25 protein-coding genes and 1 tRNA gene are annotated in these 22,537 nt (G+C 67.2%); 17 read left to right on the top strand and 9 right to left on the bottom strand.

All coding sequences use genetic code 11. The annotated features are described in order from the left end of the window. The first annotated feature begins 7 nt into the window (after positions 1-7). Together RTA_RS16150 and RTA_RS16145 are read left to right on the top strand one after the other, a co-directional pair. A complete protein-coding gene (locus tag RTA_RS16150) occupies positions 8-811 on the top strand; it encodes an ABC transporter ATP-binding protein (RefSeq protein ID WP_013902501.1) in 804 nt (267 codons plus the stop codon). 1 nt (position 812) lies between these two features. Then, complete coding sequence (locus tag RTA_RS16145) at positions 813-1,529, top strand: ABC transporter ATP-binding protein (RefSeq protein WP_013902500.1); 717 nt, start codon at positions 813-815, stop codon at positions 1,527-1,529. Positions 1,530-1,596: 67 nt separating this feature from the next. Here the strand turns inward: RTA_RS16145 and RTA_RS16140 are convergent, their stop codons facing one another. The 3 genes from RTA_RS16140 to RTA_RS16130 all read right to left on the bottom strand — a co-directional run bounded on the left by RTA_RS16140 (position 1,597) and on the right by RTA_RS16130 (position 4,459). After that, the gene (locus tag RTA_RS16140) at positions 1,597-2,214 is read right to left on the bottom strand and encodes an outer membrane beta-barrel protein (RefSeq protein ID WP_013902499.1); all 618 of its coding nucleotides are present in this window, start codon (positions 2,212-2,214) and stop codon (positions 1,597-1,599) included. Positions 2,215-2,397: 183 nt separating this feature from the next. Further along, entirely contained in the window at positions 2,398-3,366 is a 969-nt protein-coding gene (locus RTA_RS16135) for a Bug family tripartite tricarboxylate transporter substrate binding protein (RefSeq protein WP_013902498.1), read from the bottom strand. 10 nt (positions 3,367-3,376) lie between these two features. Further along, positions 3,377-4,459, bottom strand: a complete 1,083-nt coding sequence (locus RTA_RS16130; RefSeq protein WP_013902497.1) for a CDP-6-deoxy-delta-3,4-glucoseen reductase — start codon at positions 4,457-4,459, stop codon at positions 3,377-3,379. A 45-nt stretch (positions 4,460-4,504) separates the two neighbouring features. Between RTA_RS16130 and RTA_RS16125 the strand changes: the two genes are divergently transcribed. Further along, a complete protein-coding gene (locus RTA_RS16125) occupies positions 4,505-5,431 on the top strand; it encodes an SDR family oxidoreductase (protein WP_013902496.1) in 927 nt (308 codons plus the stop codon). On the opposite strand, the gene RTA_RS16120 is transcribed toward RTA_RS16125, so the two are convergent. The 3 genes from RTA_RS16120 to RTA_RS16115 form a co-directional block, all read right to left on the bottom strand. Continuing rightward, positions 5,428-7,560, bottom strand: a complete 2,133-nt coding sequence (locus RTA_RS16120; RefSeq protein WP_013902495.1) for a hypothetical protein — start codon at positions 7,558-7,560, stop codon at positions 5,428-5,430. The genes RTA_RS16125 and RTA_RS16120 overlap by 4 nt on opposite strands. Continuing rightward, on the bottom strand, positions 7,557-7,730 hold the full coding sequence (locus RTA_RS21035; RefSeq protein WP_013902494.1) for a hypothetical protein: 174 nt from the start codon (positions 7,728-7,730) through the stop codon (positions 7,557-7,559). Before RTA_RS21035 ends, RTA_RS16120 begins: the two co-directional genes overlap by 4 nt. 142 nt (positions 7,731-7,872) lie before the next feature. Beyond that, positions 7,873-8,907 (bottom strand): S1C family serine protease, encoded by a 1,035-nt coding sequence (locus RTA_RS16115; protein WP_013902493.1) that lies wholly within the window; start codon positions 8,905-8,907, stop codon positions 7,873-7,875. Between the two features lie 103 nt (positions 8,908-9,010). On the opposite strand from RTA_RS16115, the gene RTA_RS16110 reads away from it, so the two are divergent. Further along, the gene (locus RTA_RS16110) at positions 9,011-9,325 is read left to right on the top strand and encodes an H-NS histone family protein (RefSeq protein WP_041675671.1); all 315 of its coding nucleotides are present in this window, start codon (positions 9,011-9,013) and stop codon (positions 9,323-9,325) included. Between the two features lie 14 nt (positions 9,326-9,339). Here the strand turns inward: RTA_RS16110 and RTA_RS16105 are convergent. Further along, positions 9,340-9,426, bottom strand: a tRNA-Leu gene (locus RTA_RS16105). Positions 9,427-9,469: 43 nt separating this feature from the next. Here RTA_RS16105 and cysM point away from each other — a divergent pair. The 3 genes from cysM to RTA_RS16090 are packed head-to-tail and all read left to right on the top strand — an operon-like array spanning position 9,470 to position 11,180. Continuing rightward, positions 9,470-10,372 (top strand): cysteine synthase CysM, encoded by a 903-nt coding sequence (cysM, locus tag RTA_RS16100; protein ID WP_041675670.1) that lies wholly within the window; start codon positions 9,470-9,472, stop codon positions 10,370-10,372. Beyond that, the gene (locus RTA_RS16095; protein ID WP_013902490.1) at positions 10,369-10,911 is read left to right on the top strand and encodes an NUDIX hydrolase; all 543 of its coding nucleotides are present in this window, start codon (positions 10,369-10,371) and stop codon (positions 10,909-10,911) included. Before cysM ends, RTA_RS16095 begins: the two co-directional genes overlap by 4 nt. A 41-nt stretch (positions 10,912-10,952) precedes the next feature. Next, positions 10,953-11,180 (top strand): sulfurtransferase TusA family protein, encoded by a 228-nt coding sequence (locus tag RTA_RS16090; protein WP_013902489.1) that lies wholly within the window; start codon positions 10,953-10,955, stop codon positions 11,178-11,180. Positions 11,181-11,204: 24 nt separating this feature from the next. On the opposite strand, the gene galU is transcribed toward RTA_RS16090, so the two are convergent. After that, a complete protein-coding gene (gene galU / locus RTA_RS16085; protein ID WP_041675669.1) occupies positions 11,205-12,092 on the bottom strand; it encodes a UTP--glucose-1-phosphate uridylyltransferase GalU in 888 nt (295 codons plus the stop codon). A 105-nt stretch (positions 12,093-12,197) separates the two neighbouring features. Between galU and RTA_RS16080 the strand changes: the two genes are divergently transcribed. Next, the gene (locus RTA_RS16080; protein ID WP_013902487.1) at positions 12,198-13,193 is read left to right on the top strand and encodes an NAD(P)-dependent oxidoreductase; all 996 of its coding nucleotides are present in this window, start codon (positions 12,198-12,200) and stop codon (positions 13,191-13,193) included. Between the two features lie 303 nt (positions 13,194-13,496). On the opposite strand, the gene RTA_RS20425 is transcribed toward RTA_RS16080, so the two are convergent. Beyond that, positions 13,497-14,078 (bottom strand): class I SAM-dependent methyltransferase, encoded by a 582-nt coding sequence (locus RTA_RS20425; protein WP_013902486.1) that lies wholly within the window; start codon positions 14,076-14,078, stop codon positions 13,497-13,499. Positions 14,079-14,259: 181 nt separating this feature from the next. Here RTA_RS20425 and RTA_RS16075 point away from each other — a divergent pair, with 181 nt between their 5' ends. The 9 genes from RTA_RS16075 to RTA_RS16035 are packed head-to-tail and all read left to right on the top strand — an operon-like array spanning position 14,260 to position 22,524. Next, on the top strand, positions 14,260-15,168 hold the full coding sequence (locus RTA_RS16075; protein ID WP_013902485.1) for a transketolase: 909 nt from the start codon (positions 14,260-14,262) through the stop codon (positions 15,166-15,168). Beyond that, a complete protein-coding gene (locus RTA_RS16070) occupies positions 15,165-16,133 on the top strand; it encodes a transketolase family protein (RefSeq protein ID WP_013902484.1) in 969 nt (322 codons plus the stop codon). Before RTA_RS16075 ends, RTA_RS16070 begins: the two co-directional genes overlap by 4 nt. Beyond that, the gene (locus tag RTA_RS16065) at positions 16,126-16,893 is read left to right on the top strand and encodes a guanylate kinase (protein ID WP_013902483.1); all 768 of its coding nucleotides are present in this window, start codon (positions 16,126-16,128) and stop codon (positions 16,891-16,893) included. Before RTA_RS16070 ends, RTA_RS16065 begins: the two co-directional genes overlap by 8 nt. Next, positions 16,890-17,885, top strand: a complete 996-nt coding sequence (locus tag RTA_RS19935) for a nucleoside-diphosphate kinase (RefSeq protein ID WP_013902482.1) — start codon at positions 16,890-16,892, stop codon at positions 17,883-17,885. Before RTA_RS16065 ends, RTA_RS19935 begins: the two co-directional genes overlap by 4 nt. Continuing rightward, positions 17,878-18,912 (top strand): hypothetical protein, encoded by a 1,035-nt coding sequence (locus RTA_RS16055; protein WP_013902481.1) that lies wholly within the window; start codon positions 17,878-17,880, stop codon positions 18,910-18,912. The genes RTA_RS19935 and RTA_RS16055 overlap by 8 nt, the downstream gene beginning before the upstream one ends. Then, positions 18,909-19,715, top strand: coding sequence for a gamma-glutamyl-gamma-aminobutyrate hydrolase family protein (locus RTA_RS16050; RefSeq protein ID WP_013902480.1), 807 nt, complete (start codon positions 18,909-18,911; stop codon positions 19,713-19,715). The genes RTA_RS16055 and RTA_RS16050 overlap by 4 nt, the downstream gene beginning before the upstream one ends. 5 nt (positions 19,716-19,720) lie before the next feature. Continuing rightward, a complete protein-coding gene (locus RTA_RS16045) occupies positions 19,721-20,473 on the top strand; it encodes an SDR family oxidoreductase (RefSeq protein WP_013902479.1) in 753 nt (250 codons plus the stop codon). Positions 20,474-20,476: 3 nt separating this feature from the next. Then, positions 20,477-21,316 (top strand): EamA family transporter, encoded by an 840-nt coding sequence (locus tag RTA_RS16040; protein ID WP_041675668.1) that lies wholly within the window; start codon positions 20,477-20,479, stop codon positions 21,314-21,316. Positions 21,317-21,348: 32 nt separating this feature from the next. Beyond that, complete coding sequence (locus tag RTA_RS16035; protein WP_013902477.1) at positions 21,349-22,524, top strand: PLP-dependent transferase; 1,176 nt, start codon at positions 21,349-21,351, stop codon at positions 22,522-22,524. Positions 22,525-22,537: the final 13 nt, after the last annotated feature.

The raw sequence follows: 22,537 nt of genomic DNA, 5'->3' as shown, positions 1-22,537 counted from the left end.
CGGCACCATGGCAGAAACGGTTCTCCGGGTAGCCGGCATCTCCAAGCGCTTCGGCGGCCTGCAGGCCCTGTCGGACGTGGGGGTGACCATCGAGCGCGGCCAGGTCTACGGCCTGATCGGCCCCAACGGCGCGGGCAAGACCACGTTCTTCAACGTGATCACCGGCCTGTACACGCCCGACGGCGGCAGCTTCGAGCTGGCCGGCAAGCCCTACCGGCCCACCGCGGTGCACGAGGTGGCCAAGGCCGGCATCGCGCGCACCTTCCAGAACATCCGCCTGTTCGCCGACATGACGGCACTGGAGAACGTGATGGTGGGCCGGCACATCCGCACCGGCTCCGGCCTGCTGGGCGCCATCCTGCGCACCCGCAAGTTCAGGGCCGAGGAGGACGCCATCGCCCGGCGCGCGCAGGAGCTGCTCGACTACGTCGGCATCGGCCGGTACGCCGACTACAAGGCCCGCACGCTGTCCTACGGCGACCAGCGCCGGCTGGAGATCGCCCGCGCCCTGGCCACCGACCCGCAGCTGATCGCGCTGGACGAGCCGGCGGCCGGCATGAACGCCACCGAGAAAGTGCAGCTGCGCGAGCTGATCAACCGCATCCGCCACGACGGGCGCACCATCCTGCTGATCGAGCACGACGTCAAGCTGGTGATGGGTCTGTGCGACCGCGTCACGGTGCTGGACTACGGCAAGCAAATCGCCGAGGGCACGCCGGCCGACGTGCAGAGGAACGAGAAGGTGATCGAGGCCTACCTCGGTCACGGGCACGGCACGGGTGCCGCCGCGGCGCAGGGCGGAGGGCATTGAGATGGCGCAGACACTGCTGAAGGTCAGCGGCCTGAAGGTCGCCTACGGCGGCATCCAGGCCGTCAAGGGCGTGGATTTCGAGGTGCGCGAGGGCGAGCTGGTCACGCTGATCGGCTCCAACGGCGCGGGCAAGACCACCACCATGAAGGCCATCACCGGCACCTTGCCGCTGGCCGGCGGGGACATCGAGTACCTGGGCCGCAGCATCAAGGGCAAGGGCGCCTGGGACCTGGTCAGGCAGGGCCTGGCCATGGTGCCGGAGGGCCGCGGCGTGTTCACCCGCATGACCATCACCGAGAACCTGCAGATGGGCGCGCACATCCGCAACGACCGGGCCGGCATCGCCTCCGACATGGACAAGGTGTTCACCATCTTCCCGCGGCTGAAGGAGCGGCGCGACCAGCTGGCCGGCACCATGTCCGGCGGCGAGCAGCAGATGCTGGCCATGGGCCGGGCGCTGATGAGCCGGCCCAAGGTGCTGCTGCTGGACGAACCCTCCATGGGCCTGTCGCCCCTCATGGTGGACAAGATTTTCGAGGTGGTGCGCGAGGTCTACGCCCAGGGCGTCACCGTGCTGCTGGTCGAGCAGAACGCCAGCCGCGCGCTGCAGATCGCCGATCGCGGCTACGTGATGGAGTCGGGCCTGATCACCATGACGGGCGAAGCCCGGCAGATGCTCAGTGATCCCAAGGTGCGCGCTGCCTACCTGGGCGAGTAAGAAGATCGCCCACCGGCCTGGCGGCCGGTGGGCGTCTTGGGCTTCCGCTTTCCCTGAGCTTCTTCGTTCAGTACCGGTATTGCAGGCCAAGGCTGGTCGAGCGCACGGGATCGCGCCCGCCGCCGGCGAAGCGGAAGTCGTGGCTGTCCCATTCCAGCACCGCCGACAGCCGCGGGGTGAAGTCCCAGCTGATGCCGGCGCCGAAGGACAGGCCGAAGCCGTTCTCGCTGCCTCCGGGGATGTCGCCGCCCGTCTGGACCGAGGTGTCGGTGCGGCCGTAAGTGGTCCCCAGCTTGCCGAACACGCCGGCCGATTGCCACACCGGCGCGCGCGCGACCAGGCTGAGATTCAGGCCCCGCGCCCGCGTGCGTCCGCCCGCGCGTTCCACCCGGCCCATGTCGAGCAAGCCGACCTCGGCACCCCAGAAGCTGCCCAGCAGGGTGCCGGCATACAGGTTCAGCGACTCGTCGTCGGTGTCGCAGGTCAGCGACGAGGGGCCGCAAGGGAGGCGGTAGCTGGAGCGGCCCACGTTCAGGCCGAGGTAACCGCCGCGGCCGCCGCTCAGGGACGTGCCGGAGCCGCCGGGCGACGAGGAAGGCTGGGCCCATACCGGCACTGCCACGAGCAGGACCAGCAGCGCAGCTGCGACCGCGGCAGCCGACGGAAAGGGTTTGAGGGTTGGCATTTTTGTATCTCCCGGCGAGGTTCTGTTTCCAATGGGAACAAATCTAGCCTCCTGCCGTCGAGCTGGCTGTCAGATAAGCCGCACACCCTCGTAGGACGCGACTTTTCGGCACTCCGAAAACAGGAGCAGGCTGTCCAGCCTACGCCATGTTGCAGTGCAGAAAACGTCCGGAAAAGCGTCCGGTCAGTCTACCTTGGCGCCAGAGGCCTTGACTATTTTTTCGTACCTGACGAGCTCGGCCTGCATGAAGGCGCCGAACTCTTCGGGCGAGGTGGACACCGGCTCCGCCAGCAGCTGGGCGAAGCGCGAGCGCGTCTCAGGCGCCTGCAGCGCAGCAACGAAAGCCTGGTTGAGCCGCTGCACGGTGTCGCGCGCCAGCCCGGCCGGACCCACCAGTCCCCACCAGGTATCGATGGCGAAACCGGGCAGCGTCTGGGCCACCGGCGGCACCTCGGGCAGGCTGGTTGAGCGCTGCAGGGTGGTCACGGCCAGGGCCTTGAGGCGGCCCGAGCGGATGTTCGGCGCGGCAGTCGCCAGGTTGTCGAAGTTGAAGTCGACCTGGCCCGACAGCAGCGCCAGCTGCGCCGGATTGCCGCCGTTGTAGGGGATGTGGACGGCGAAGATGCCGGCGTCCCGCTTGAACATCTCGCCCGCCAGGTGGCCCGCGCTGCCATTGCCGCCCGAGCCGTAGTTGAGCTTGCCGGGGTTGGCCTTGGCATAGGCGATCAGGTCGGGCAAGGTGTTGATCTTCAGCCGCACGGCGGTGTCGGCGTTCATCACCAGCACATTGGGCACGCGCACCATCTGGGTGATGGGGGTGAAGTCACGGGCCGCGTCGTACGGCATCTTGCTGAACAGCCAGGGATTGATGGCGTGCGTGGCTACCGCCGAGATGCCCAGGGTCAGCCCATCCGGGGCAGCCTTGGCGACCACGTCGGCGCCGATGTTGCCGCCGCCGCCCGGCCGGTTCTCGATGATGACCGGGCCCAGGCTGTCCTTGACCCCCTCGGCCAGCACCCGCGCCGTCACGTCGATCGGCCCGCCGGCGGCATAGGGCACGATGATGCGCAGGGGCCGGGGCTGTGCCCAGCCGGGCAAAGGGGCGGCGAGGGCGGCGGCCGCGGGGACCAGCAGAAGGTTTCTTCGCTTCATGTGCCTGGCCTCAGCCCTTGTGCTTGTCCGCCTCGGTGGTGAACGAGTCGGCATAGAACTCCTCGGCCGGCAGCCGGGCCAGGCCGGTGTACTCGCTGCGCGCCGAATCGACCACGACGGGCGCGCCGCAGGCGTAGACCTGGTGGCCGGACAGGTCGGGAAAGTCCTCCAGCACCGCCTTGTGCACGAAGCCGGTGCGGCCCGTCCAGTCGTCCTCGGGCAGGGCGTTGGAGACCACCGGCACATAAGTGAGGTGCGGCATCTCGGCACAGCGCTCGCGCACCCACTCGTCCAGGTACAGGTCGGCCGGCCGGCGGCCGCCCCAGTACAGCGTGGCCGGCCGCCGGATGCCCTTGAACCGCATGTGCTCGATCACCGCCTTGATCGGTGCGAAGCCGGTGCCCGAGGCCAGCAGCACCAGGGGCTTGGGCGAGTCCTCGCGCAGGAAGAAGCTGCCGTAGGGCCCTTCCACGCGCAGGATCTCCTTTTCCTTCATGGCGGTGAACACGTGGCTGGTGAACTTTCCGCCCGCCATGTGGCGGATGTGCAGTTCCACCGCCGGCCCGCTGGGCGCGCCGGCATCGGTGCGCACCAGGGTGTGCGGCGCGTTGGCCATGGAGTAGCTGCGGCGGTCGCCGTCGCGCAGGATGAACTCGATGTACTGGCCGGCGTGGTAGCGCATCGGCTCGTTGGCCGGCAGCTGCAGCCGCACGATCATCACGTCATGGGACTTCTTCTCCAGCGACAGCACGCGCGCCGGCATCTTCTTGATCGGGAAGGCGCTCTCGTCGGTGACCTGGCGCGACTCCAGCACCACGTCGGTCAATGCGGTGGCGCTGCAGGTCAGGATGAAGCCGGCAGCCTCTTCCTGCGCGCTCAGGGCCTTGCTCTGGTGCGGCCCGTGCACCACCTGGCCTTCCAGCTTGCGGCACTTGCACGAGCCGCAGGCACCGTCCTTGCAGCCATAGGGCAGGCCTATGCCCTGGCGGATGGCGGCGGCCAGCAGGGTCTCGCCGCCGGTAGCGCCGAAGCTGCGGCCGCTGGGCTGCACCGTGACCTGGAAGGGGCCTGCCGCGGCCGTCGCGCTCGTCATGTTGGGTATCCTCGGGCTCTCGTGTTGCAGTGACTGCGCCCGATTTTGCCCGCAAACCACAACCCCATCGGCGCGCGGCCGGCCCGCTTCCGGCGCGAGCGCGTGCTCATCGTCGGCTGCGGCGACGTGGGGCAGCGCCTGGCCCGCGTGCTGGCGCCGCACACCCGCCTGCTTGCCCTTACCTCCACCCCGCAGCGTGTGGGCACCCTGCGTGCGCGGGGCATCACGCCGCTGGTGGGCGACCTGGACCGGCCCGCCACCCTGGGCCGGCTGGCCGGCCTGGCCACGCGCGTGGTGCATCTGGCGCCGCCGCCCGGCGAGGGCGGGCCCGCCTGGTGGCGCGACCCTCGGACCCTGGCGCTGCTGCGCGTGCTGCGCCGGCGCTCGCCGCCGCGGTCGCTGGTGTACGGGTCGACCAGCGGCGTGTACGGCGACTGCGGCGGCGCCTGGGTTGCCGAGACGCGGCCGCCGGCGCCCGCCACCCCCCGAGCCCAGCGGCGGGCCCATGCCGAGGCGGCGGTGCGCCACTACGGCCGGGCCACCGGCGTGCGCGCCGCCATCCTGCGCATCCCCGGCATCTATGCGCCCGACCGCGCCGGCGGCACGCCGCGCGAGCGGTTGCTGCGCGGCACGCCGGTGCTGCAGGCCGAGGACGACGTCTACACCAACCACATCCATGCGGACGACCTGGCACGCGCGGTGGCGGCAGCGCTGTGGCGCGGCCAGTCCCAGCGCGTCTACAACGCCAGCGACGACACCGAGCTGCGCATGGGCGACTACTTCGACCTGGCGGCCGATCTCTACGGCCTGCCGCGGCCGCCCCGGGTGGCCCGCGGCACTGCGCACGACGAACTGCCCCTGATGCTGCTCAGTTTCATGAGCGAGTCGCGACGGCTGCTGAACGGCCGGCTCAAGCGCGAGCTGGGCCTGCGGCTGCGCTATCCCACGGTGGCGCAGGGCTTGCGGGCCTAGAGCGCAGGCGTGCCCGACTGGCGCAGCTGCAGGCAACGCGCGACCAGGCCGCGATGCAGCTGAGCGTGCCGGCGCCCGATCTCGTCGCGCGGCTGCGGCGCCGGCTGGGCTACCAGCCGTTCCAGGCAGTTGTCGCGCCGCAGGTCGCCGCCCACCGCGGCCAGGTAGCTCTCCAGTGCCACCAGGCTGCTGTCGGCCTGCCGGTTGCGGTAGCGCTGCAGCTCGCCCAGCAGGGGCGCCCAGCGCTGGGCCGCCGGGTCGGCGGCCATGGAAGGATCGGTGGAGGCCAGCATCTGCGCGGCCTGCCCGCCCAGCCGCTCCAGCCGGCCCACCTGTTCGGGCACGAAGCGCTGCAGCGCCTCGCCATTGGGTGCGTTGAACACCCGCAGCAAGGGCCCGGACTCGCCCTGCCACCAACTGAAGTCGAACGAGCGCGCATTGAACAGCGGCAGGCCGCGCAGGCTGTCCTCAGCCGAGGCGATGCGGCGCAGCTGCTCGCGGCCCAGCGTATCGCGCAGCTGCTGCGCCAGCCCTGGCGCGCCCAGCTCCTGCAACAGGGCCTGCAGGGCGGCGGCCCGGTCGCGCTGCATGGCCACGGCAGAAGAATCCAACGGCCCCAGGGCGGCCTCTCCGGCCGGCGGCGCCAGGGCCAGGGCGGCCCGCTCGTAGGCCACCTGCGCGACGCGCGCGTTGACGAACCGTGCCACGGACGCCCGGGCGCGCGGCGGGAACACCGGCAGGGCCTCGCGCAGCAGGCGTTTGCGCGCCTCCAGCATCTCCTGCACGTCGCCCGGCCCGAAAGCGGACGGCGCGGCGACGGCGACGGTGGCCGCCACCGTTGTGCGCCGCGGTTCGGTGCCCGGCGCCGCGCCCCGGGGCAGGGCCATGGAAGGTTCGCGAAGCAGCACCGAGAACCCTTCGCGCAGCGCCTGGCGCTCGGGCGACAGGGCGAACCGGCGCTCGCCCGGCAGCCACACGATGCCGCTGCCGGGCCGGCCGAACAGCGCGTTGAACCGCTGGCGGAACTGCACGAAGGCGCGGTCGGCCTCGGCCTGCACCTGGGCCGCCGCCTGCGGACCCAGCAGGCCGATGGCGGCTATGCGCTCGACCAGCCGCTGGTAGCCCGGCCCCAGCTGCATCGCGTCCTGCTGCATCCACTCGTGCCGGCCCTGGGCGAGCAGGGCCTCCTGCCGCTGCAGCAGCGCCGACACCTGGTGGTAGCGCACCAGCACGGCCTCGGGCGACGCCGGGGCGGCGCGGTGCGCGGGATCGAACAGGCCCGCGCCGGCCTGCGCCAGCTCGGTCTCCAGCGACAGCAGCTCGTTGCCCGTCATCAGGCGCGCATGCAGGGCCGCCATGCCGCTGCCCAGGCTGCAGCGCGTCGCCCACTGGATGCGGGTCGCCAGGTCGTGTGCGGCGCGGCCCTCGCGACCGGCCATCGAATGGAACAGCGCGATGCTGCGCGAGACCTCGCCGGGAAGCTCGGCCTGCAGCGCATAGCGCACCAGCATCTGCACGTCCTCGGGCTTGGCCGTGGCGGGACTCTGCAGCCGCGTCAGCGCCTGCACCGCCCGGTCCAGCGCCTCGGCCTGGGCCAGGTACTGCGTCAGCGCCGCATATTCGGGCATGTCCTCGGGCGTTGCGTTGGCGTGGCGGCCCGTAGCAGCCCGCGCTCCCGGCGCCGTGCAGCCGCGGCCGACCTGAAGCTGTGCCGTGACCGCATCCTGCGGCACCCCGGTCAAGACGGCGGCCCGCGCGTACAGCTCCCGGTGGACGGTGTCCACCACGGTGTGGCCGAACGCCTCGCCGATGTGGCCGGCCAGGCGCTCCTCGAGGTCGTCGAACACGTGCCACGAGCCGGGCATGAACAGGGTCCAGGCCGCGTCGTGGCGCATCCGCTCCAGGGCGGAGATCAGCGACAGCGCCTTCTGGCGATACCAGGCCGGCTGGATCTTGTCCCGCTCGCGGGCCATGTTGGCGCGGAACAGCGTGTCCGCGCGCAGCTGGATCAGGGTGCGGCTCAGTTCGTGCCGCCAGGCATCCAGCCGCACGGCGGCGACCGCCAGGCCGCAGGCCCAGGCCACCAGCAGCGCCAGCACCGCATGCTCGAGCCGCAGCCGGCGTTTCATGCGGCGGGCTCCTGCGCCGCCGGCAGCAGCTCGCGCACGGGCCAGGTCTGCCACCACCACAGCACCTCCGAGGCGGCCAGCAGGGCGAGCGCCGCCACCCAGTAGGCGCCCCAGCGCTGCAGGTGCCGCGCCAGGCGGCGGGTCAACGGGATCCGTTCGGCGTCGGCCATGGGCCGGCCACTCCTTGTCAGGTCCGCGGGGAAACGCCCGCGTGAAGGAGGCTAGCGGGGCGCCGGGCGCCCGGCGTCAGGGCTCGTCGCGACGGCGTGTGGGAGAAGGACTGCAGCGCCTGAGTGCGGCCTTTCGCGGCGCTCAGATGCCGGCCGGCTTGACCATGGTGGTCATGCGATCGACGGCCTTGACCGACACGGCCTTGACCTGCTCGCCCTGCTGGATGGTGAGCCGCACCTCGTCGTCCGGGTTGCGGTGCGCCCAGATGCGCTTGTAGAACTCCTCCAGCGTGGCCACGCGCTGGTCATCCACCGCCAGCACCACGTCCCCCACGCGCAGGCCGGCCGCCTCGGCAGGGCTGTCACGGCTGACCCGCACCACCTGCACGCGGCCGCCTTGCCCGGTGGAGGTCAGTCCCAGCCAGGGGCGGCGCGCCTGCCGGGTCGTGCCGGTCTGCTGCAGTTCCTCCAGGATGGGCTTGAGCAGCTCTACCGGCACGAACATGTTGCCCGGCAGGCGGCGGTCCTCCCCGGCGGCGTCCATCACGAACAGGCTGCCTATCCCCAGCAGTTCGCCGCGGCGGTTGAACAGCGGCGCGCCGCTGTGGTTGGACAAGGGCGGGCTGGTGAACAGGGCCGTGTCGATGTGGTACTCCCAGTAGCCGGAGAACGGGCGCTTGTCCACCAGCTGCAGCACCCCCACGCCGGCATCCGCGCCGCCGACCGCGCCCATCAGCGGCTCACCCCGCTCGACATCGGCAGCCGTGCCCAGCGGCACCGGCAGCACGCCCGGCAGGGGCAGCAGCGGCCGCACCAAGCCGAAGCCGGTGGCCGGATCGTAGGCCACCGCCCGGGCCGGCCAGGTGCGGTTGTCGGCGGTGACCACCTGGATGCTGTCGGCCTCCAGCGTCAGGTAGCCGATGGTGAGGATGAGCCCGTCGGGGGCTATCACCACGCCCGAGCCGCTGCGCAGGCGCCCCAGGGTCTCGGCCGAGCGCGCGCCTTCGGCTGCCTCGACCTGCACGCCGACGACGGCCGCGTGCGCCCGGGTGAGCGCCTCCACCACGGCCTGCTGCTGCGCGTCCTGCTGCGGCGTGGGGGTCTGTGCCCACGTGCCGCCCGAGGCGAAAGCCAGGACCAGCAAGCCCCACCACTGCATTCGACGCATCGCGACCATGACAGCTCCTTGAAAGAGGACCGGACGGCTGGAGGATGCGCCAATCGCAATGCCCCTGCAATCGGCTAAATTCGCGCCCTCTCTCTACAACATTCAACTTGCGATGGCTACTTATCTCGAACTCAAGGAACAGGCCGAACGGCTGATGGCGCAGGCCGAGCAGCTGCGCCAGAAGGAAACCGAGGACGCGATCAACGACGTGAAGGCCAAGATCAAGGCCTATGGCCTCACGGCCGAGGACCTGGGCTTGCGCGCCGCCGCCGGCGCAGGTCGGCGCAGTGCCAGGGCGGGCGGGACTGCCGCGAGCGCCAAGTACCGCGGCCCCGACGGCAAGACCTGGTCCGGCCGCGGCCGCAAGCCGCAGTGGGTGGTCGACGCGCTCAAGGGCGGCAAGAAGCTCGACGACCTGGCGGCTTGAGCGCTGCTGCTTGCTGGTGCCGGAGGCCGGAATCGAACCGGCACGCCCTCTCGGGCGGGGGATTTTGAGTCCCCTGCGTCTACCAATTTCACCACTCCGGCAGCAAGAAAAAGGGGAGCCGGAAATTATGGCACAGTGGTCGCCATGAACTACCCCACCATCGAAGACGCCATTGGCAAGACACCGCTGGTGGCGCTGCAGCGCATAGGCGCCGACGCCAACCGCCGGCGCGGCAACGTCGTGCTGGGCAAGCTCGAGGGCAACAACCCGGCCGGCTCGGTCAAGGACCGGCCCGCCGTCTCCATGATCCGCCGCGCCGAGGAGCGCGGCGAGATCAAGCCCGGCGATACCCTGATCGAGGCCACCTCGGGCAACACCGGCATCGCCCTGGCCATGGCCGCCGCCATCAAGGGCTACCGCATGCTGCTGATCATGCCGGAGGACCTGTCGGTCGAGCGGGCGCAGACCATGAAGGCGTTCGGCGCCGAGCTGCTGCTCACGCCCAAGAGCGGCGGCATGGAGTACGCGCGCGACCTGGCCGAGAACATGCAGCGCGAGGGCAGGGGCCGCGTGCTGGACCAGTTCGCCAACCCCGACAACCCCCGCATCCACTACGAGACCACCGGCCCCGAGCTGTGGGAGCAGACGCGCGGCCGCATCACCCATTTCGTCAGCGCCATGGGCACCACCGGCACCATCACCGGCGTCTCGCGCTACCTCAAGGAGAAGAACCCGGCGGTGCGCATCATCGGCGCGCAGCCCAGCGAGGGCTCGCGCATCCCCGGCATCCGCAAGTGGCCGCAGGAGTACCTGCCGCGGATCTACGACCCCAGCGCCGTGGACGAGCTGGTCTACGTGAGCCAGGAGGATGCGGAGGAGATGTGCCGCCGGCTGGCGCGCGAGGAAGGCATCTTCGCCGGCATCTCGGCCGCCGGCGCCTGCTGGGTCGCCCAGCAGGTCGCGGTGCAGGTGGAGAACGCGACCATCGTCTTCGTGGTGTGCGACCGCGGCGACCGCTACCTGTCCACCGGGGTGTTCCCCGCATGAGCGGGAGCGCGGACGGGGCGTACCGCTTCTGCCCGGCCTGTGCCACGCCGCTGCGGTGGATCGCGCAGCTGGAGGACGGCGGCGAGAAGCAGCGGCTGCGCTGCCCGGCCTGCGGCTGGACGCACTGGAACAACCCGACGCCGGTGCTGGCCGCGGTGGTCCAGTACCAGGACAAGGTGCTGCTGGCGCGCAATGCCGCCTGGCAGCACAAGATGTACGCGCTGATCACCGGCTTCATGGAGGCGGGCGAGTCGCCGCAGGACGGCATCGCGCGCGAGGTGCTGGAGGAGACCAGCCTGCGCGCAACCGAGGTCCATCTCATCGGGGTCTACGACTTCCAGCGCATGAACCAGGTCATCATCGCCTACCACGTGGTGGCCGAGGGTGAGGTCAGGCTCTCGCCCGAGCTGGCCGACTGGCGGCTGTACGACTACGACGCGGTGAAGTGCTGGCCGGCCGGCACCGGCTACGCTCTGGCCGACTGGCTGCGCAGCCGCGGCCACCAGCCGCAGTTCATGGAGTTCCCGCGCAGCGCCTGAGGCATTGCCTAGAATCGGCGCATCGCTTCAGGACAAGCACGATGAACATCGACAAGGAAATCGACACGCGTGGCCTGAACTGCCCGCTGCCCATCCTCAAGGCCAAGAAGGCCCTGACCGACATGCAGACCGGCCAGCTGCTCAAGGTGGTGGCCACCGACGCCGGTTCGATCCGCGATTTCCAGGCATTCGCCAAGCAGACCGGCAATGAGCTGGTGGAGCAGCGCACCGCGGGGCAGGAATTCATCCACGTGCTGCGCCGGCGCTGAAGCGCCCGGCGAGCACGTAGCGCTTCAGCAGAAGGTGGTCTTGATGTATTCCTGGAAGCCGGGGCCCACCTCGGGGTGCTTGAGCGCCAGCTCCACCGTCGCCTCCAGGAAGCCCTGCTTGCTGCCGCAGTCGTAGCGCTTGCCCTGGTAGGCATAGGCGTAGACGCCCTCGGTGGCGATCAGCCGCGCGATGCCGTCGGTCAGCTGGATCTCGTTGCCCGTGCCGCGGGGCTGCTGGCGGATCTGGTCGAACACGCTGGGGGTCAGGACGTAGCGGCCGGCCACCCCCAGGCGCGAAGGCGCCACCTCGGGGGCGGGCTTCTCGACCATCTGCCGCACCCGGATCAGGCGTTCGCCGCTGGCTTCGCCGGCGACGATGCCGTAGCGCTTGACGTGATCGCGCGGCACTTCCTGGACGGCGAGCACGGAGGCCTGGGTCTGATCGAACACCTGGACCATCTGTTTGAGCACCGACGGGCCGCCGTCCGGGCCGGTCATGAGGTCGTCGGCCAGCAGCACGGCGAATGCCTCTTCGCCCACCAGCGGCTGGGCGCACAGCACGGCATGTCCCAGGCCCAGCGCACGGGACTGGCGCACGTAGGAGCAGTGCATGTCATCGGGCTTGATGGAATTCACCAGCGCCAGCAGGTCGTTCTTGCCGGCGGCCTCGAGTTCGGTCTCCAGCTCGTAGGCGGTATCGAAATGGTCCTCGATGGCCCGCTTGTTGCGGCCGTTGACGAACACCATGTGGCGGATGCCGGCGTCGTAGGCTTCCTCGACTGCGTACTGGATCAAAGGCTTGTCGACGATGGGCAGCATCTCCTTGGGCTGCGCCTTGGTGGCCGGGAGGAATCGCGTTCCCAGGCCCGCCACCGGGAAAACCGCTTTGTTAATGCCTGTGAATTTTTTCATCGACGACGTGCAGTTTTGTAGCTAAAGTTTGCGCAGTTTCTGCGGCGCGCTCACACGGCTGCGTCATCTACCCGCTGATATCTCTGTCAGACAAGGACGCCGAGCTTGGACATCTTACTTGCGGAGCGCCTGGTGCCGGAGGCCCTGGCGTGGCTGCAGGAGCGTCACACCGTGGCGTGCCGGCCCGAGCTGGCCATCGATGCCAGCCTGCTGCGCAAGGCCCTCTACAACGCCCAGGCCGTGGTGCTGCCGCGCAAGGTGGTGGTCACGCGCGAATTCCTGGATTTCGCGCCGCGCCTGCGCGCCATCGCCCGCATGCACGTGGGCACCGACAACACCGACCTGGAGGCCTGCCGCGACCGCAAGGTGCGGGTGATACAGGCCAGTACCGCGAACGTGCGCTCGAACGCCGAGTACCTGCTGGCCAGCCTGCTACTGCTGTACCGGCGCGGCCTCGGCGCCACCTTGGGCGGCAACCGGCATGCCGAAGTGCGGCTCGGGCGCGAGCTGTTCGGCAGCGTGGTAGGCATCGTCGGCCTGGCGCCCACGGCGCACGCGCTCGCGCCCATGCTGCATGGGCTGGGCGTGCGGCTGGTCGGCTACGACCCGGCCATCCACCACACGGCACCGATCTGGTCGCGCCTGCACATCCAGCCGCTGGGACTGAACGACGTGCTGTCCCAGGCCGACGCCGTGTCCGTGCAGGTGATGTATGCCTCGCGCTACCAGGGTTTCGTCAACGACAAGCTGCTGGCGCACTGCAAGCCCGGGCAGGTGTGGGTGGGCATCAGCCGCTCGCAGCTGTTCGATGCGGCAGCGCTGGCCCGCGCTCTGGCGGACGGCCGCATCGACGCTTGCCTGTTGGACGGCGCGGAGGCCGGCTTCGCCTCGCGGGGCTCGCCGCTGCACGATGCGTCCAACCTTTACCTGACGCCGCGTCTGGGCACGCACACGCGCGAGGCCCGGCTGCGCGCCAGCTGGTACGTGGCGCACCGCATCCACGAGACCCTGACCACGCAGCGCACCAGCATCTTCGACCAGATTCCCAGCCAGCCCGTGCCGTTCGAGGACAGCTTGGGTGCTGGCGAGTCGGCGCCCTAGCCAGAGGTCGCGCTACCTCAGCCAGACACCGGGCGCCAAGACGGTCTCCAGCGCTGCCGCGCTTGCTGGGTTGCGGCTTTCGCCGGCTCCTTCATCTGGGAGCTGAGTCGCGGCGCCGAGTGCGGCGAAATACTTTCAAACAACTTTTCAAACAACTCGGAGCTTGTGAGTCCCCGACTGATACCTCGGGCATATAGAAGTTTAGGGCGTAAGACATCGTCTGCATGTTTTGAAAATACCGATGATGCTCATCTTTCAACATGCCTATGTAGAAAGACAATTCGCAGGGTAAATTAGCACCGGTCAATTAGCGCTACGCTCAAGGACGACCTCCCACAGTGCCTTCTGTCGCAGGTATTTACGTGTGTGCAGCTGTTGAATTGACAGTGTTTTCCATCCCTTCGAAAAGAGCGCTGATACGGACTCCTCGTCGAAAAACCGTTTTGGGTGACCATCGATCAGGAAAAGATTCGGCTCGATCTCATCGCCCCTGCCCGCACCGAAGTGGCGGTCTGTGGTTGAGTTGAGTCGGCAAAGTAAAAGCCCCCCAGGACGAAGCGCGCTCCGTATTTTCGCCACGAGAGCTAAAGTTTCCTCCCACGGATAGTAGTGCAGCGAGAGACTTGCTACCACTACGCCAAGGGATGGAACACCCACTGCAAAGCGCTCGCGAAAGTCGGTGTGTTCTATGCGCGCCCCTGGCACACGCCTGCGCGCGAGAGCAACTGCAACGGCCGACCGGTCGAACCCCATTACCCGGAACCCGGCCCGTGCGAGCGTCCGGAGATCGTCGCCATGACCGCAACCAATGTCGAGGACAAGCTCGCCCGAATACTGCTGGGTTAACAGAGGAAGCCAGCGATCAAGCCAAGGGTCGTATAGCATCTCAACCGTAGTTTCAATTTGTGCGGCCGAATGGCCAACTTGCAGGTCAAACCTCGGGGTTGCAATTTCCTCTTAATGCTGACTCACATGCAGAGCCCCTGTCATATCTAACAGGATTGCGTCAACGATTATCTGCAGATTAAATCCTCCGAGCTGCATTGCCATACAGGAGGAAGATGTCATGCGTGTGACGAGCCCGCCAAATCTTCAGGAAACCGATTCGCAAGAGCAAGAGCAGGAGCAGCACCGCCAAGCATCTCTGCAAACTCGCGCTGCATTTTCGAGCGCCATCGCACACCGGGTCCGACTTCGCTGCCTGGCGGTTACCTCGAGCAGCGAATTCGGCCACCTCGGTCCGGATTTCTCAGCGGCCGACCTCATTTCCGCTCTTTACGCAGGCGTCCTTAGGAAGCCATGCGTGCAAAGCGAGCACCCCGACCGAGACCGGTTTATTTTGAGCAAAGGACATGCAGCACTTGCTCTTTATAGTGTTCTGATTGAGCTAGGTTGGTGGCCGGCATCGATTCTCGACAATTACGGACGCCTAGACGGTGCGCTTGCAGGTCATCCGTCCGCCCACAGCCCTGGCATCGAAACGTGCACTGGAGCGCTCGGACACGGGCTTCCCTTCGCGGTCGGCGCAGCCCTGGCGGCGCGCCTGCACCGTTCGGACCGCCGGACATTCGTTCTCACCGGGGATGGCGAATTGCAGGAGGGAAGCAACTGGGAGGCGGCTATGCTGGCGGCCACCCATGGCCTCGACAATCTCACGGTCATCGTAGACCGCAACGGCCTGCAGCAGGGACGTGCCACGGAGTCGGTGTGCCGCTTGGAGCCGCTCGCGGACAAGTGGAGGGCGTTTGGCTGGTCGGTGATGGAGGTTGACGGCCACAGCGCGGAACAGATTCTCGCGTGCCTGGACGGCCTACCTCTGCAGAAGGGGCGTCCCAGCTGCATCCTTGCCCGGACCCGCAAAGGGAAGGGCGTCAGTTTCATGGAGGGGCAGGCGGCATGGCATCACAAGCTGCCCACCAGCGCCGAGGCGGAGCTGGCCTTTAGAGAGCTTGGTGCGGCAGCTGCTCACGAATGAACGCTACCGAAGATCCCCGCGCGAGTTTCGCCGCCACCCTCGTGGATCTGGCGGCGACGGACGCTCGCGTGTGCATGGTGGTGAACGATTCCATTTCGTCCAGCAGCGCCGCCGGCTTCCTGGCACGATTCCCGGATCGACTCTTCGACGCCGGAATCGCCGAGCAGAACATGGTCGGGGTTGCGGCAGGCCTTGCAAACGCAGGGATGATCCCATTTGTCTGTGCGGCATCTTGCTTCCTCACCGGCCGCGCCCTCGAGCAGATCAAGGTCGACATCGCACTGTCCGATGCCAACGTCAAGCTATGCGGAAACAGCGCAGGCTTCGCTTACGGGTCGCTGGGGCCCACCCATCACGCGATCGAGGACATCGCCTGGATGCGCGTGCTGCCCGGTCTGCGGATCGCCGCACCCTCAGACGCCACGGAGACGGCACAAGCGGTCCGCGCCGCGCATGAACACGTCGGCCCGGTCTTCATTCGCCTCAATCGCATACCGGTCCCCTCGCTGCAACCGCACACCCAGCCCTTTGAATTCGGCAAGGCTACCGAACTCCGGCAAGGCGAGGACGTCACGCTCTTCAGCATGGGCTTCGCTGCGCACGGTGCGCTCGAGGCCGCTTCACTGCTCGCACGCGAAGGGATAGAGGCGCGCGTGCTGAACATGTCCAGTCTCGCGCCCCTTGACGTAAAGGCGATATCGCGGGCCTGCAGGGAGACGCGTCGCCTCGTGTGCGTCGAGGATCACCAGCGGGAAGGAGGCTTGTTCAGCGCCGTCGCCTCCGTCGTCGTACGCGGCACGCCCGTGCCGATGCTGAGCATCAGCGTGCCGGGGGTGTTCGCCCCCGTGGGCAGTACCGAGGACCTTCACGCGCTCTTCGGCCTCCAACCCGAGGCCATCGCGACCAGAGTCGCGGCATGGCTGCGCGGCCTCTCGCGGCCGGGAGAGGCCATCCTCCATGGTTGATTCCAGCACGAGTTCCGTCCCTGACATCGACTTTCGTGCCAACCCCGGCGCGACCTTCTATGTCCTCTCGGGCCCGGGGGGCACGGGCAAGACCACGCTGATCAAGAGATGGCGGCAGGAGTGCTCGGACCTTGGCTACGTGGCAAACATCACAACGCGCAAGCCCCGGCCGCAACACCGCGCAGACGAGAGCGGCCTTTACCAGTTCGTCTCGCGCGGAGAGTTCCGGCGGCTGGTCGAAGCCAAAGCCTTTGCACAGTGGGTCAACCCGTCGGAGGGAAAGTACTACGGCACGCCGATCGCACCTCTGGAGGCTGCGATCGCGGAGGGCCGCGACCTGGTGTTCGACTACACGCCGCAGCTGTACATCAATCTCAGACGGCAGTTCCGGGAGCAGGTGGTCGGCATATTCATAGTGCCGCCGACGTTCTCGGAGTTGTTGCGCCGGCTGCACGGGCGCGGAACCGAAACGGGCGAGGAGCTTTATATCAAGGAGCAGATGGCCCTTCAGGACCTTGGGTACATCGACGAGCACCATTACCACGTGGTCAACGATGATCTCGAGGGCACGGTGTCCACTTTGAAGGCGATCCGCGTGGCGGAGCGGCACAGCCTGCAGCGGATCGGCAGGATCCGCGAACTCTGCCGTTCTCACTCGCCGCGAACCATGATGTTCTACTACGATGCGCTTGGCACGAGAGTCACGAACATCTCCCCGAACAATGATCCGCGAAGTTCCGCGGGCGGAGCGCGACAGTGACGCAAGGTCTCGAATACGCGAGCGCGCTGCCGATGCTGACAGTCCAGGAGCGCAAGGCCGAACTCTATGCGTCGGAATTCGCGGCCGATGAGTGCTGGTCGGCGCTGCTTGAGACCCACGGCCCGCGCATTCCCGACTTCGTCTACGGGCACACGTTCCTCGTCATCAAGCCCGAAGCGATCGCTCGCCGATTGACCAGGGTCGCGCTGGATTTCGTCACACGTCATGGTTACATCCCGGTCGGGCACACGCCGGTGGCCATCGGGCGTGCCGATGCAAATGCCATCTGGCGTTTCCAGTGGAACGCAGCCACCCTGGACCGCGTGCGGCTGACTCACCGCGTCAATGCCAAGAGCAACTCTCTCCTGGTGCTTCTGCGCGGCCCTGCCGGTGCCACCGTGCCCGCATGCGTTCACCTGTGGGCTCTCAAAGGATCAGCCCACCCCGAGCGGCGCCGCGCCGAGCACCTGCGGACCGCCATGGCGATGCACAACAGGATGCTGGGCTTCGTTCACTGTCCGGACGAGCCGGCTGACTTGGTTCGTGAACTCGGAATCCTCCTGCCGCTTGAGGAACTCCGGCCGCTCCTGCTTGCGTGCATCCCGGGGTGCGGCGGCGACCCTGTGCCGGACGGCGCACTGGGGCAGAAGGTCACGGAGTTGGAAAGTTCCAGCGAGCGGCACAGTGTGGACCCCGCAGAGGTGTTGCGGCGCCTGACGCACCAGGATGAGGTATCGATCGCCGCCGAGTTGGCCTGGGCCGTCGAGCGAGGCGCGCAATTGCCGCTGGACGTGGTGCGCTCGGCCTTGTGCGCCGCCCGGATCGACCTGGATTCGTGGGATGGACTGACGCTGTCGGCCGAACTGATCAAGCATGACCGTGCGGGCGCGTCCCCGATCTTGGACGCGCGCTCGGTCGACGACGTCTTGCAGACTTGGAAGTCCCAGGGCGCCGCGATCCGGGGCTCGCTCCGGGAGGTCTTCCATGGTTGACAGAACGTTGCTGCACGCAGACGAGACCATTCCTCTGCTCCAAGGGGCGCTGCGATTGCCGGTACCTTTCGTGCTCGAGAACGCCTACCTGAGACCGGGTGATGGTGCCTTCATCGGCGGCTCGCTGATCGAGGGGATCGGCAACGCCTACTCGGACATCGACGTCCACGTCATCACCGAGAGGCTGCGGCAGGGGCACGAAATCGACGTCCGGAGGCACTACCGCGTCCTAACGCCTGACCGTTCCATCCTGAAGGGGTCCGACCCCGCGTCCGAAGTCTTCCTGATCCACACCGTCGTTCCTGGCACGCACGTCAAGGTGGATATTGAATACCGGACGTTGTCGGAAGTCGAGGCGCTTGCCCGAGAGCTCGGAGAGACTTTTGCGTATGCGACGCGGTCCCTCATGCTGCTGACGAAATACCTCGGCGTCAGGGACATGGCTTTTGTGCATCGGCTGTTTCACGCAAGGGACCTCGCTGGAGGCGAGTACCTGGCTGACTTGCGGGCGAGGATAGGGTTGGTGCGCTTTCAATACCTTCTCTATCGGTGGAAGGCGTCGGACTTCTCGGTGCTCCTGGACATCCTGGGCGCCTGGGACGAAGGAGACCTTGTCCGCTGCGCCGACCTCGCCCGCGAAAACATGGTTGCCCAGTTCCAGGCTTACACGCATCTTTGCGGGAACACCAACTACCATCGCAAGTGGATCATCAAGTCCGCCCAACGCTGCGCAACGGAACCGAAGCTCCTCGCCAGGTACCTGCGCCTGCTAAGCGCCGGCTTCGGGCTCTCTGCAAGCGAAATCAAGGAGTACATCCTTGCGCTGATGGATTTCGTCGATGACATCTTTGCGGCAGGCGCGCACCGCCTGGGGGCCTACGCCGAAGTGCCCTCGGGCATGGCAGCATGCAGCGCAATCGACGAGCTGATGGAAAAAGGGGATGGGGAGTACTCAGACATGGAGATCGACTATCGCAAGAAGGCTTACGGCGCTCGCACACCGGCCACGCGGGCTTTGTTCCGATGACCGCCGCCCGCCCCGTCGTCGGTGTGTCGTGCTGCCTGCGGAACATCGCTTTCGGGGACTATCCGCCGACGCCCCACCATACCGCCTTCCACAAGTACGTGGACTACGTGGTGAACGCGCTCGATGCCGTCCCCGTGCTCCTGCCGGCAGTCCCGGCAGCACCGTCGGCGCCGGGCGGGCTGTCCGCCCTGGTCGAGCGGCTGGACGGATTGTTGCTGACCGGTTCCCCTAGCAACGTGGGGGTACGCCTGCAGGGTGGATCCTTCATCAAGACTCAGCCGCTCGGCAGTGCGGACTACGCGCGGGACATGACAACACTGCCGCTCATCTTGGACTGCCTCGATAGCAATGTTCCGATTCTGGGGATCTGCCGTGGCATGCAGGAACTCAACGTCGCTTTCGGCGGCGATCTGCACCAGGAGCTTCATGCAATCGCGGGAAACATGGATCACCGATCCGATAAGCAGCTCCCCTACGAGCAGCGTTACCAGCCGAGGCATACGCTGCGCTTGGCGAGGGGTTCGCAACTGGAGGCTCTGGCGCGTGCCGCGCATCTTGGCGAGAGCGACTTTCGCGTCAACTCGCTGCATGGACAGGGCGTCTCCCGTCTGGGCTCCCGCGTCCTTGCCCAGGCGCACGCGGAGGACGGGGTGGTAGAGGCCATCTCCGTGCAGGGCCATGCCTTTGCACTCGGAGTGCAGTGGCACATCGAATGGATGGACGGCTCCAGCCCGCTTGACTGCGCGATCACCGCCGCCTTCCGTGCCGCGTGCACCGATCGCCTGCGCGCCAGAACGGAGTGACCACGATGGTGACCGGCCCCGTCCTGCCCGACGCGACCGCGTACCCACTGGCCGGCCGCGTGGCCGTGATCACCGGCGCATCGAGCGGCATTGGCATGGCAGCCGCCGAAAAGCTGGCTGCAGCTCGCGTGAAGCTCGTTCTTCACGGCAGGCGGGCAGCCAGGTTGGCCGCCACCGCACAGAAGTTCCCCGACGTCGTATGGCTTGAGGGCGATCTCGTGGACGGGGACGCGGCCTCGCGCCTCCTGGAGATGGCCCTGAAGCACTTCGGTACCGTCAACTACGCGATCAACAATGCCGGAATCAACCATACAGGCACGATCGATCAGATCGACCTGGACCTGCTCTGCCAGATGGTCCGCATCAACGTCGAGGCAGCGTATCGGTTCACCTACACGTTCCTCAAGCACTTCCAGCAGGAGAATTCCGGGCACTTGATCCACACCACGAGCGTCATGGGTCACAAGGTACGCGAGACGGCTGGCGGCTACGCCGGAACCAAACACGCCATCGAGGCGCTTTGTGAAGCGCTTCGCATCGAACTCGCAAGGAGTGGCGTTCGCGTATCCTGCATCGCACCGGGCCTGGTCAGGACGGAGCTTCATCGCGATCTGGACGTCCATCCCTCCGTTTCACGGAACATCTCGCGGCCATTGAGCGCCGCAGATGTGGCCGATGCGATTTACTGGGTCATGTGCCAGCCTGCGCACATCAACATCCCGCAACTCGTCGTCCTGCCTCAGGATCACGCCATCTGAAGCATGGACCCGATCTCGCTTTCCATCGTGATGCTTTCGGCCCTCATGCACGCAGGATGGAACCTCTTCGTGAAGAAGGATGAAGACAAGTTCCTGTCCCTGACGCTGATGGCCGCGACCTCCGCCGTGCTGTGCGCATTGGCGCTCCCCCTCCTTCCTGGGGTCAACAGCCGGGCCTGGCCGATCCTCGGCGTTTCGGCAATACTGCACGCGGGATACCGCATCTGCCTCAGCCTCGGCTACAAGTATGGGGAGATGAGCCAGGTGTATCCGATCGCACGCGGAGCTACCCCGCTGTTCGTGGCTCTGGCATCGGTCGCCATGGGCCTGAGCCTGAGTGCGTGGCAATACCTTGGCATCTTGGCAATCGCGGTCGGCATCATGGGCCTTACTTTCGATCGCGGCTTCCCGACGTCGCATGCAAGGGCGGCCATCGGCTTTGCGCTCGGAACCTCCGCATTCATCGCCACCTTCACGTTGCTGGACAGCAAAGGAGCCCGCGTGAGCGGCCACGCCTACGCATATATCTTGTGGCTGTTCGTTCTCGAGGGATTGCTGATGCTCATGGCAGCCTTGCTGAAGTCCCCTGTGCGTTTGGCGCGATACGCGAAGGCACGTGGACGGACCTGCCTGGTCAATGGGCTCGTCATGTCCGCCGCGCACGCACTGATCATCGTCGCACTTTCGCGCAGCCAGCCCGCGTTGGTCTCCGCGCTACGCGAGGTAAGCGTGGTTTTCGGGGTGATCTTCGGCGCAGTGTTCCTGAAGGAGAGCGTTGGCTTCGTGCGCATGCTTTGCACGTTGGCCGTCACCGTGGGCCTGTTCTTCACCCTGCTGGGGTGAGGGATGGCCGGACGAAGGTGCGAGGAGGGATGATGCCAAAGACTTCGCGCGCGAACCGGGCGAGCCAGACCGACTTGATCCAGCCCAATCAGCAGGGGGGGTTCCGCGCCACGCTGCCGGCGGTCCACCGCGCATCGACCGTGCTGCTCGAGAGCGTCGAGAAGCTGCGGCGGACTGGCTGGGATGCTGACCCTTCGCCGTATGGCAGGGAGGGAACACCCACGACCCGCGAACTGGAAAGGCGACTTGCGCGCCTGGAGGGCGCCGGCGAAACCATCCTGGTTCCCTCCGGATTGGCGGCGATCTACGTCACCTGCGTGGCACTGCTGAAGGCGGGAGACGAGGTGGCCATGCCGGCCAACTTCTACGGTTCCGCCGTGCAGATGGCCGAAACCCTCCTGGCGCGTTTTGGCATCGGACTTCGCCGGTATGAACCCGGCGAAGCGTCATCCCTCGCCGCAGCACTGGGTCCAAGGACGCGGCTCGTCTGGATCGAAGCCGTCGGCTCCGTGAGCCTTGAAGTGCCCGATCTCGGGGCGCTGATTGCTGCAGCCAAAGCCGCGAACGTGACGGTGGCAATCGACAACACGTATGCGGCCGGACTGCATCTGCAAGCGTTTGCACTCGGGGCCGATGTGTCCGTTCAGGCTTTGACCAAGTTGCAGTCCGGAGGATCCGACGTCGTGCTGGGTTCCGTCAGTGCTGCCAATGCCGCACTGATATGCCAGCTGAAGCTGACCCGACACTACCTCGGGCTCAACGTGAGCTCCGACGACGCCTACCTGGTGCTCCGGGGGTTACCCACGTTGAGGATGCGCTACAGCCACAGCAGGTCCGCGGCCGAGCAGATTGCACCATGGTTCGACGGCAAACCGGGCGTGCGCCGCGTGCACTTCCCGCCATTGGCATCCAGTCCTGGTCATGCGCACTGGAAGCGCTACTTCACCAGCGCCCCCGGTCTGATCAGCGTCGCCATGGGAACGTGCCCTGCCGAGCACATCGTCGAAGGCCTCGATCTCTTCCACATCGGCTATTCGTGGGGAGGGCCGTTGAGCCTGGTCATGCTTTTCGAGGAGTCTCATCCTGCGGTCATTCGCCTGCGCGCCGTTGATCCGGAGATCAGGCAGGTCGTACGGTTCTGGATCGGCCTTGAGGAACCGACGGACCTCATGGAGGATATCGCGCAAGCGTGGGCCAGCGTTGACTGAAGCCTTGCCAGCC

Origin of the sequence: Ramlibacter tataouinensis TTB310 (assembly GCF_000215705.1) — a bacterium.
GTDB classification, from domain to species: domain Bacteria; phylum Pseudomonadota; class Gammaproteobacteria; order Burkholderiales; family Burkholderiaceae_C; genus Ramlibacter; species Ramlibacter tataouinensis.
The sequence above is the reverse complement of the archived record's forward strand: the minus strand, read 5'-3'. Positions and strand labels throughout refer to the sequence as shown.

Coding starts and splice junctions, on each gene's coding strand:
- RTA_RS16150 (WP_013902501.1), top strand. CDS start 8: ATGGCAGAAACGGTTCTCCGGGTAGCCGGCATCTCCAAGCGCTTCGGC.
- RTA_RS16145 (WP_013902500.1), top strand. CDS start 813: ATGGCGCAGACACTGCTGAAGGTCAGCGGCCTGAAGGTCGCCTACGGC.
- RTA_RS16140 (WP_013902499.1), bottom strand. CDS start 2,214: ATGCCAACCCTCAAACCCTTTCCGTCGGCTGCCGCGGTCGCAGCTGCG.
- RTA_RS16135 (WP_013902498.1), bottom strand. CDS start 3,366: ATGAAGCGAAGAAACCTTCTGCTGGTCCCCGCGGCCGCCGCCCTCGCC.
- RTA_RS16130 (WP_013902497.1), bottom strand. CDS start 4,459: ATGACGAGCGCGACGGCCGCGGCAGGCCCCTTCCAGGTCACGGTGCAG.
- RTA_RS16120 (WP_013902495.1), bottom strand. CDS start 7,560: ATGAAACGCCGGCTGCGGCTCGAGCATGCGGTGCTGGCGCTGCTGGTG.
- RTA_RS21035 (WP_013902494.1), bottom strand. CDS start 7,730: ATGGCCGACGCCGAACGGATCCCGTTGACCCGCCGCCTGGCGCGGCAC.
- RTA_RS16115 (WP_013902493.1), bottom strand. CDS start 8,907: ATGGTCGCGATGCGTCGAATGCAGTGGTGGGGCTTGCTGGTCCTGGCT.
- RTA_RS16110 (WP_041675671.1), top strand. CDS start 9,011: ATGGCTACTTATCTCGAACTCAAGGAACAGGCCGAACGGCTGATGGCG.
- cysM (WP_041675670.1), top strand. CDS start 9,470: ATGAACTACCCCACCATCGAAGACGCCATTGGCAAGACACCGCTGGTG.
- RTA_RS16095 (WP_013902490.1), top strand. CDS start 10,369: ATGAGCGGGAGCGCGGACGGGGCGTACCGCTTCTGCCCGGCCTGTGCC.
- RTA_RS16090 (WP_013902489.1), top strand. CDS start 10,953: ATGAACATCGACAAGGAAATCGACACGCGTGGCCTGAACTGCCCGCTG.
- galU (WP_041675669.1), bottom strand. CDS start 12,092: ATGAAAAAATTCACAGGCATTAACAAAGCGGTTTTCCCGGTGGCGGGC.
- RTA_RS20425 (WP_013902486.1), bottom strand. CDS start 14,078: ATGCTATACGACCCTTGGCTTGATCGCTGGCTTCCTCTGTTAACCCAG.
- RTA_RS16075 (WP_013902485.1), top strand. CDS start 14,260: ATGCGTGTGACGAGCCCGCCAAATCTTCAGGAAACCGATTCGCAAGAG.
- RTA_RS16070 (WP_013902484.1), top strand. CDS start 15,165: ATGAACGCTACCGAAGATCCCCGCGCGAGTTTCGCCGCCACCCTCGTG.
- RTA_RS16065 (WP_013902483.1), top strand. CDS start 16,126: ATGGTTGATTCCAGCACGAGTTCCGTCCCTGACATCGACTTTCGTGCC.
- RTA_RS16055 (WP_013902481.1), top strand. CDS start 17,878: ATGGTTGACAGAACGTTGCTGCACGCAGACGAGACCATTCCTCTGCTC.
- RTA_RS16050 (WP_013902480.1), top strand. CDS start 18,909: ATGACCGCCGCCCGCCCCGTCGTCGGTGTGTCGTGCTGCCTGCGGAAC.
- RTA_RS16045 (WP_013902479.1), top strand. CDS start 19,721: ATGGTGACCGGCCCCGTCCTGCCCGACGCGACCGCGTACCCACTGGCC.
- RTA_RS16040 (WP_041675668.1), top strand. CDS start 20,477: ATGGACCCGATCTCGCTTTCCATCGTGATGCTTTCGGCCCTCATGCAC.
- RTA_RS16035 (WP_013902477.1), top strand. CDS start 21,349: ATGCCAAAGACTTCGCGCGCGAACCGGGCGAGCCAGACCGACTTGATC.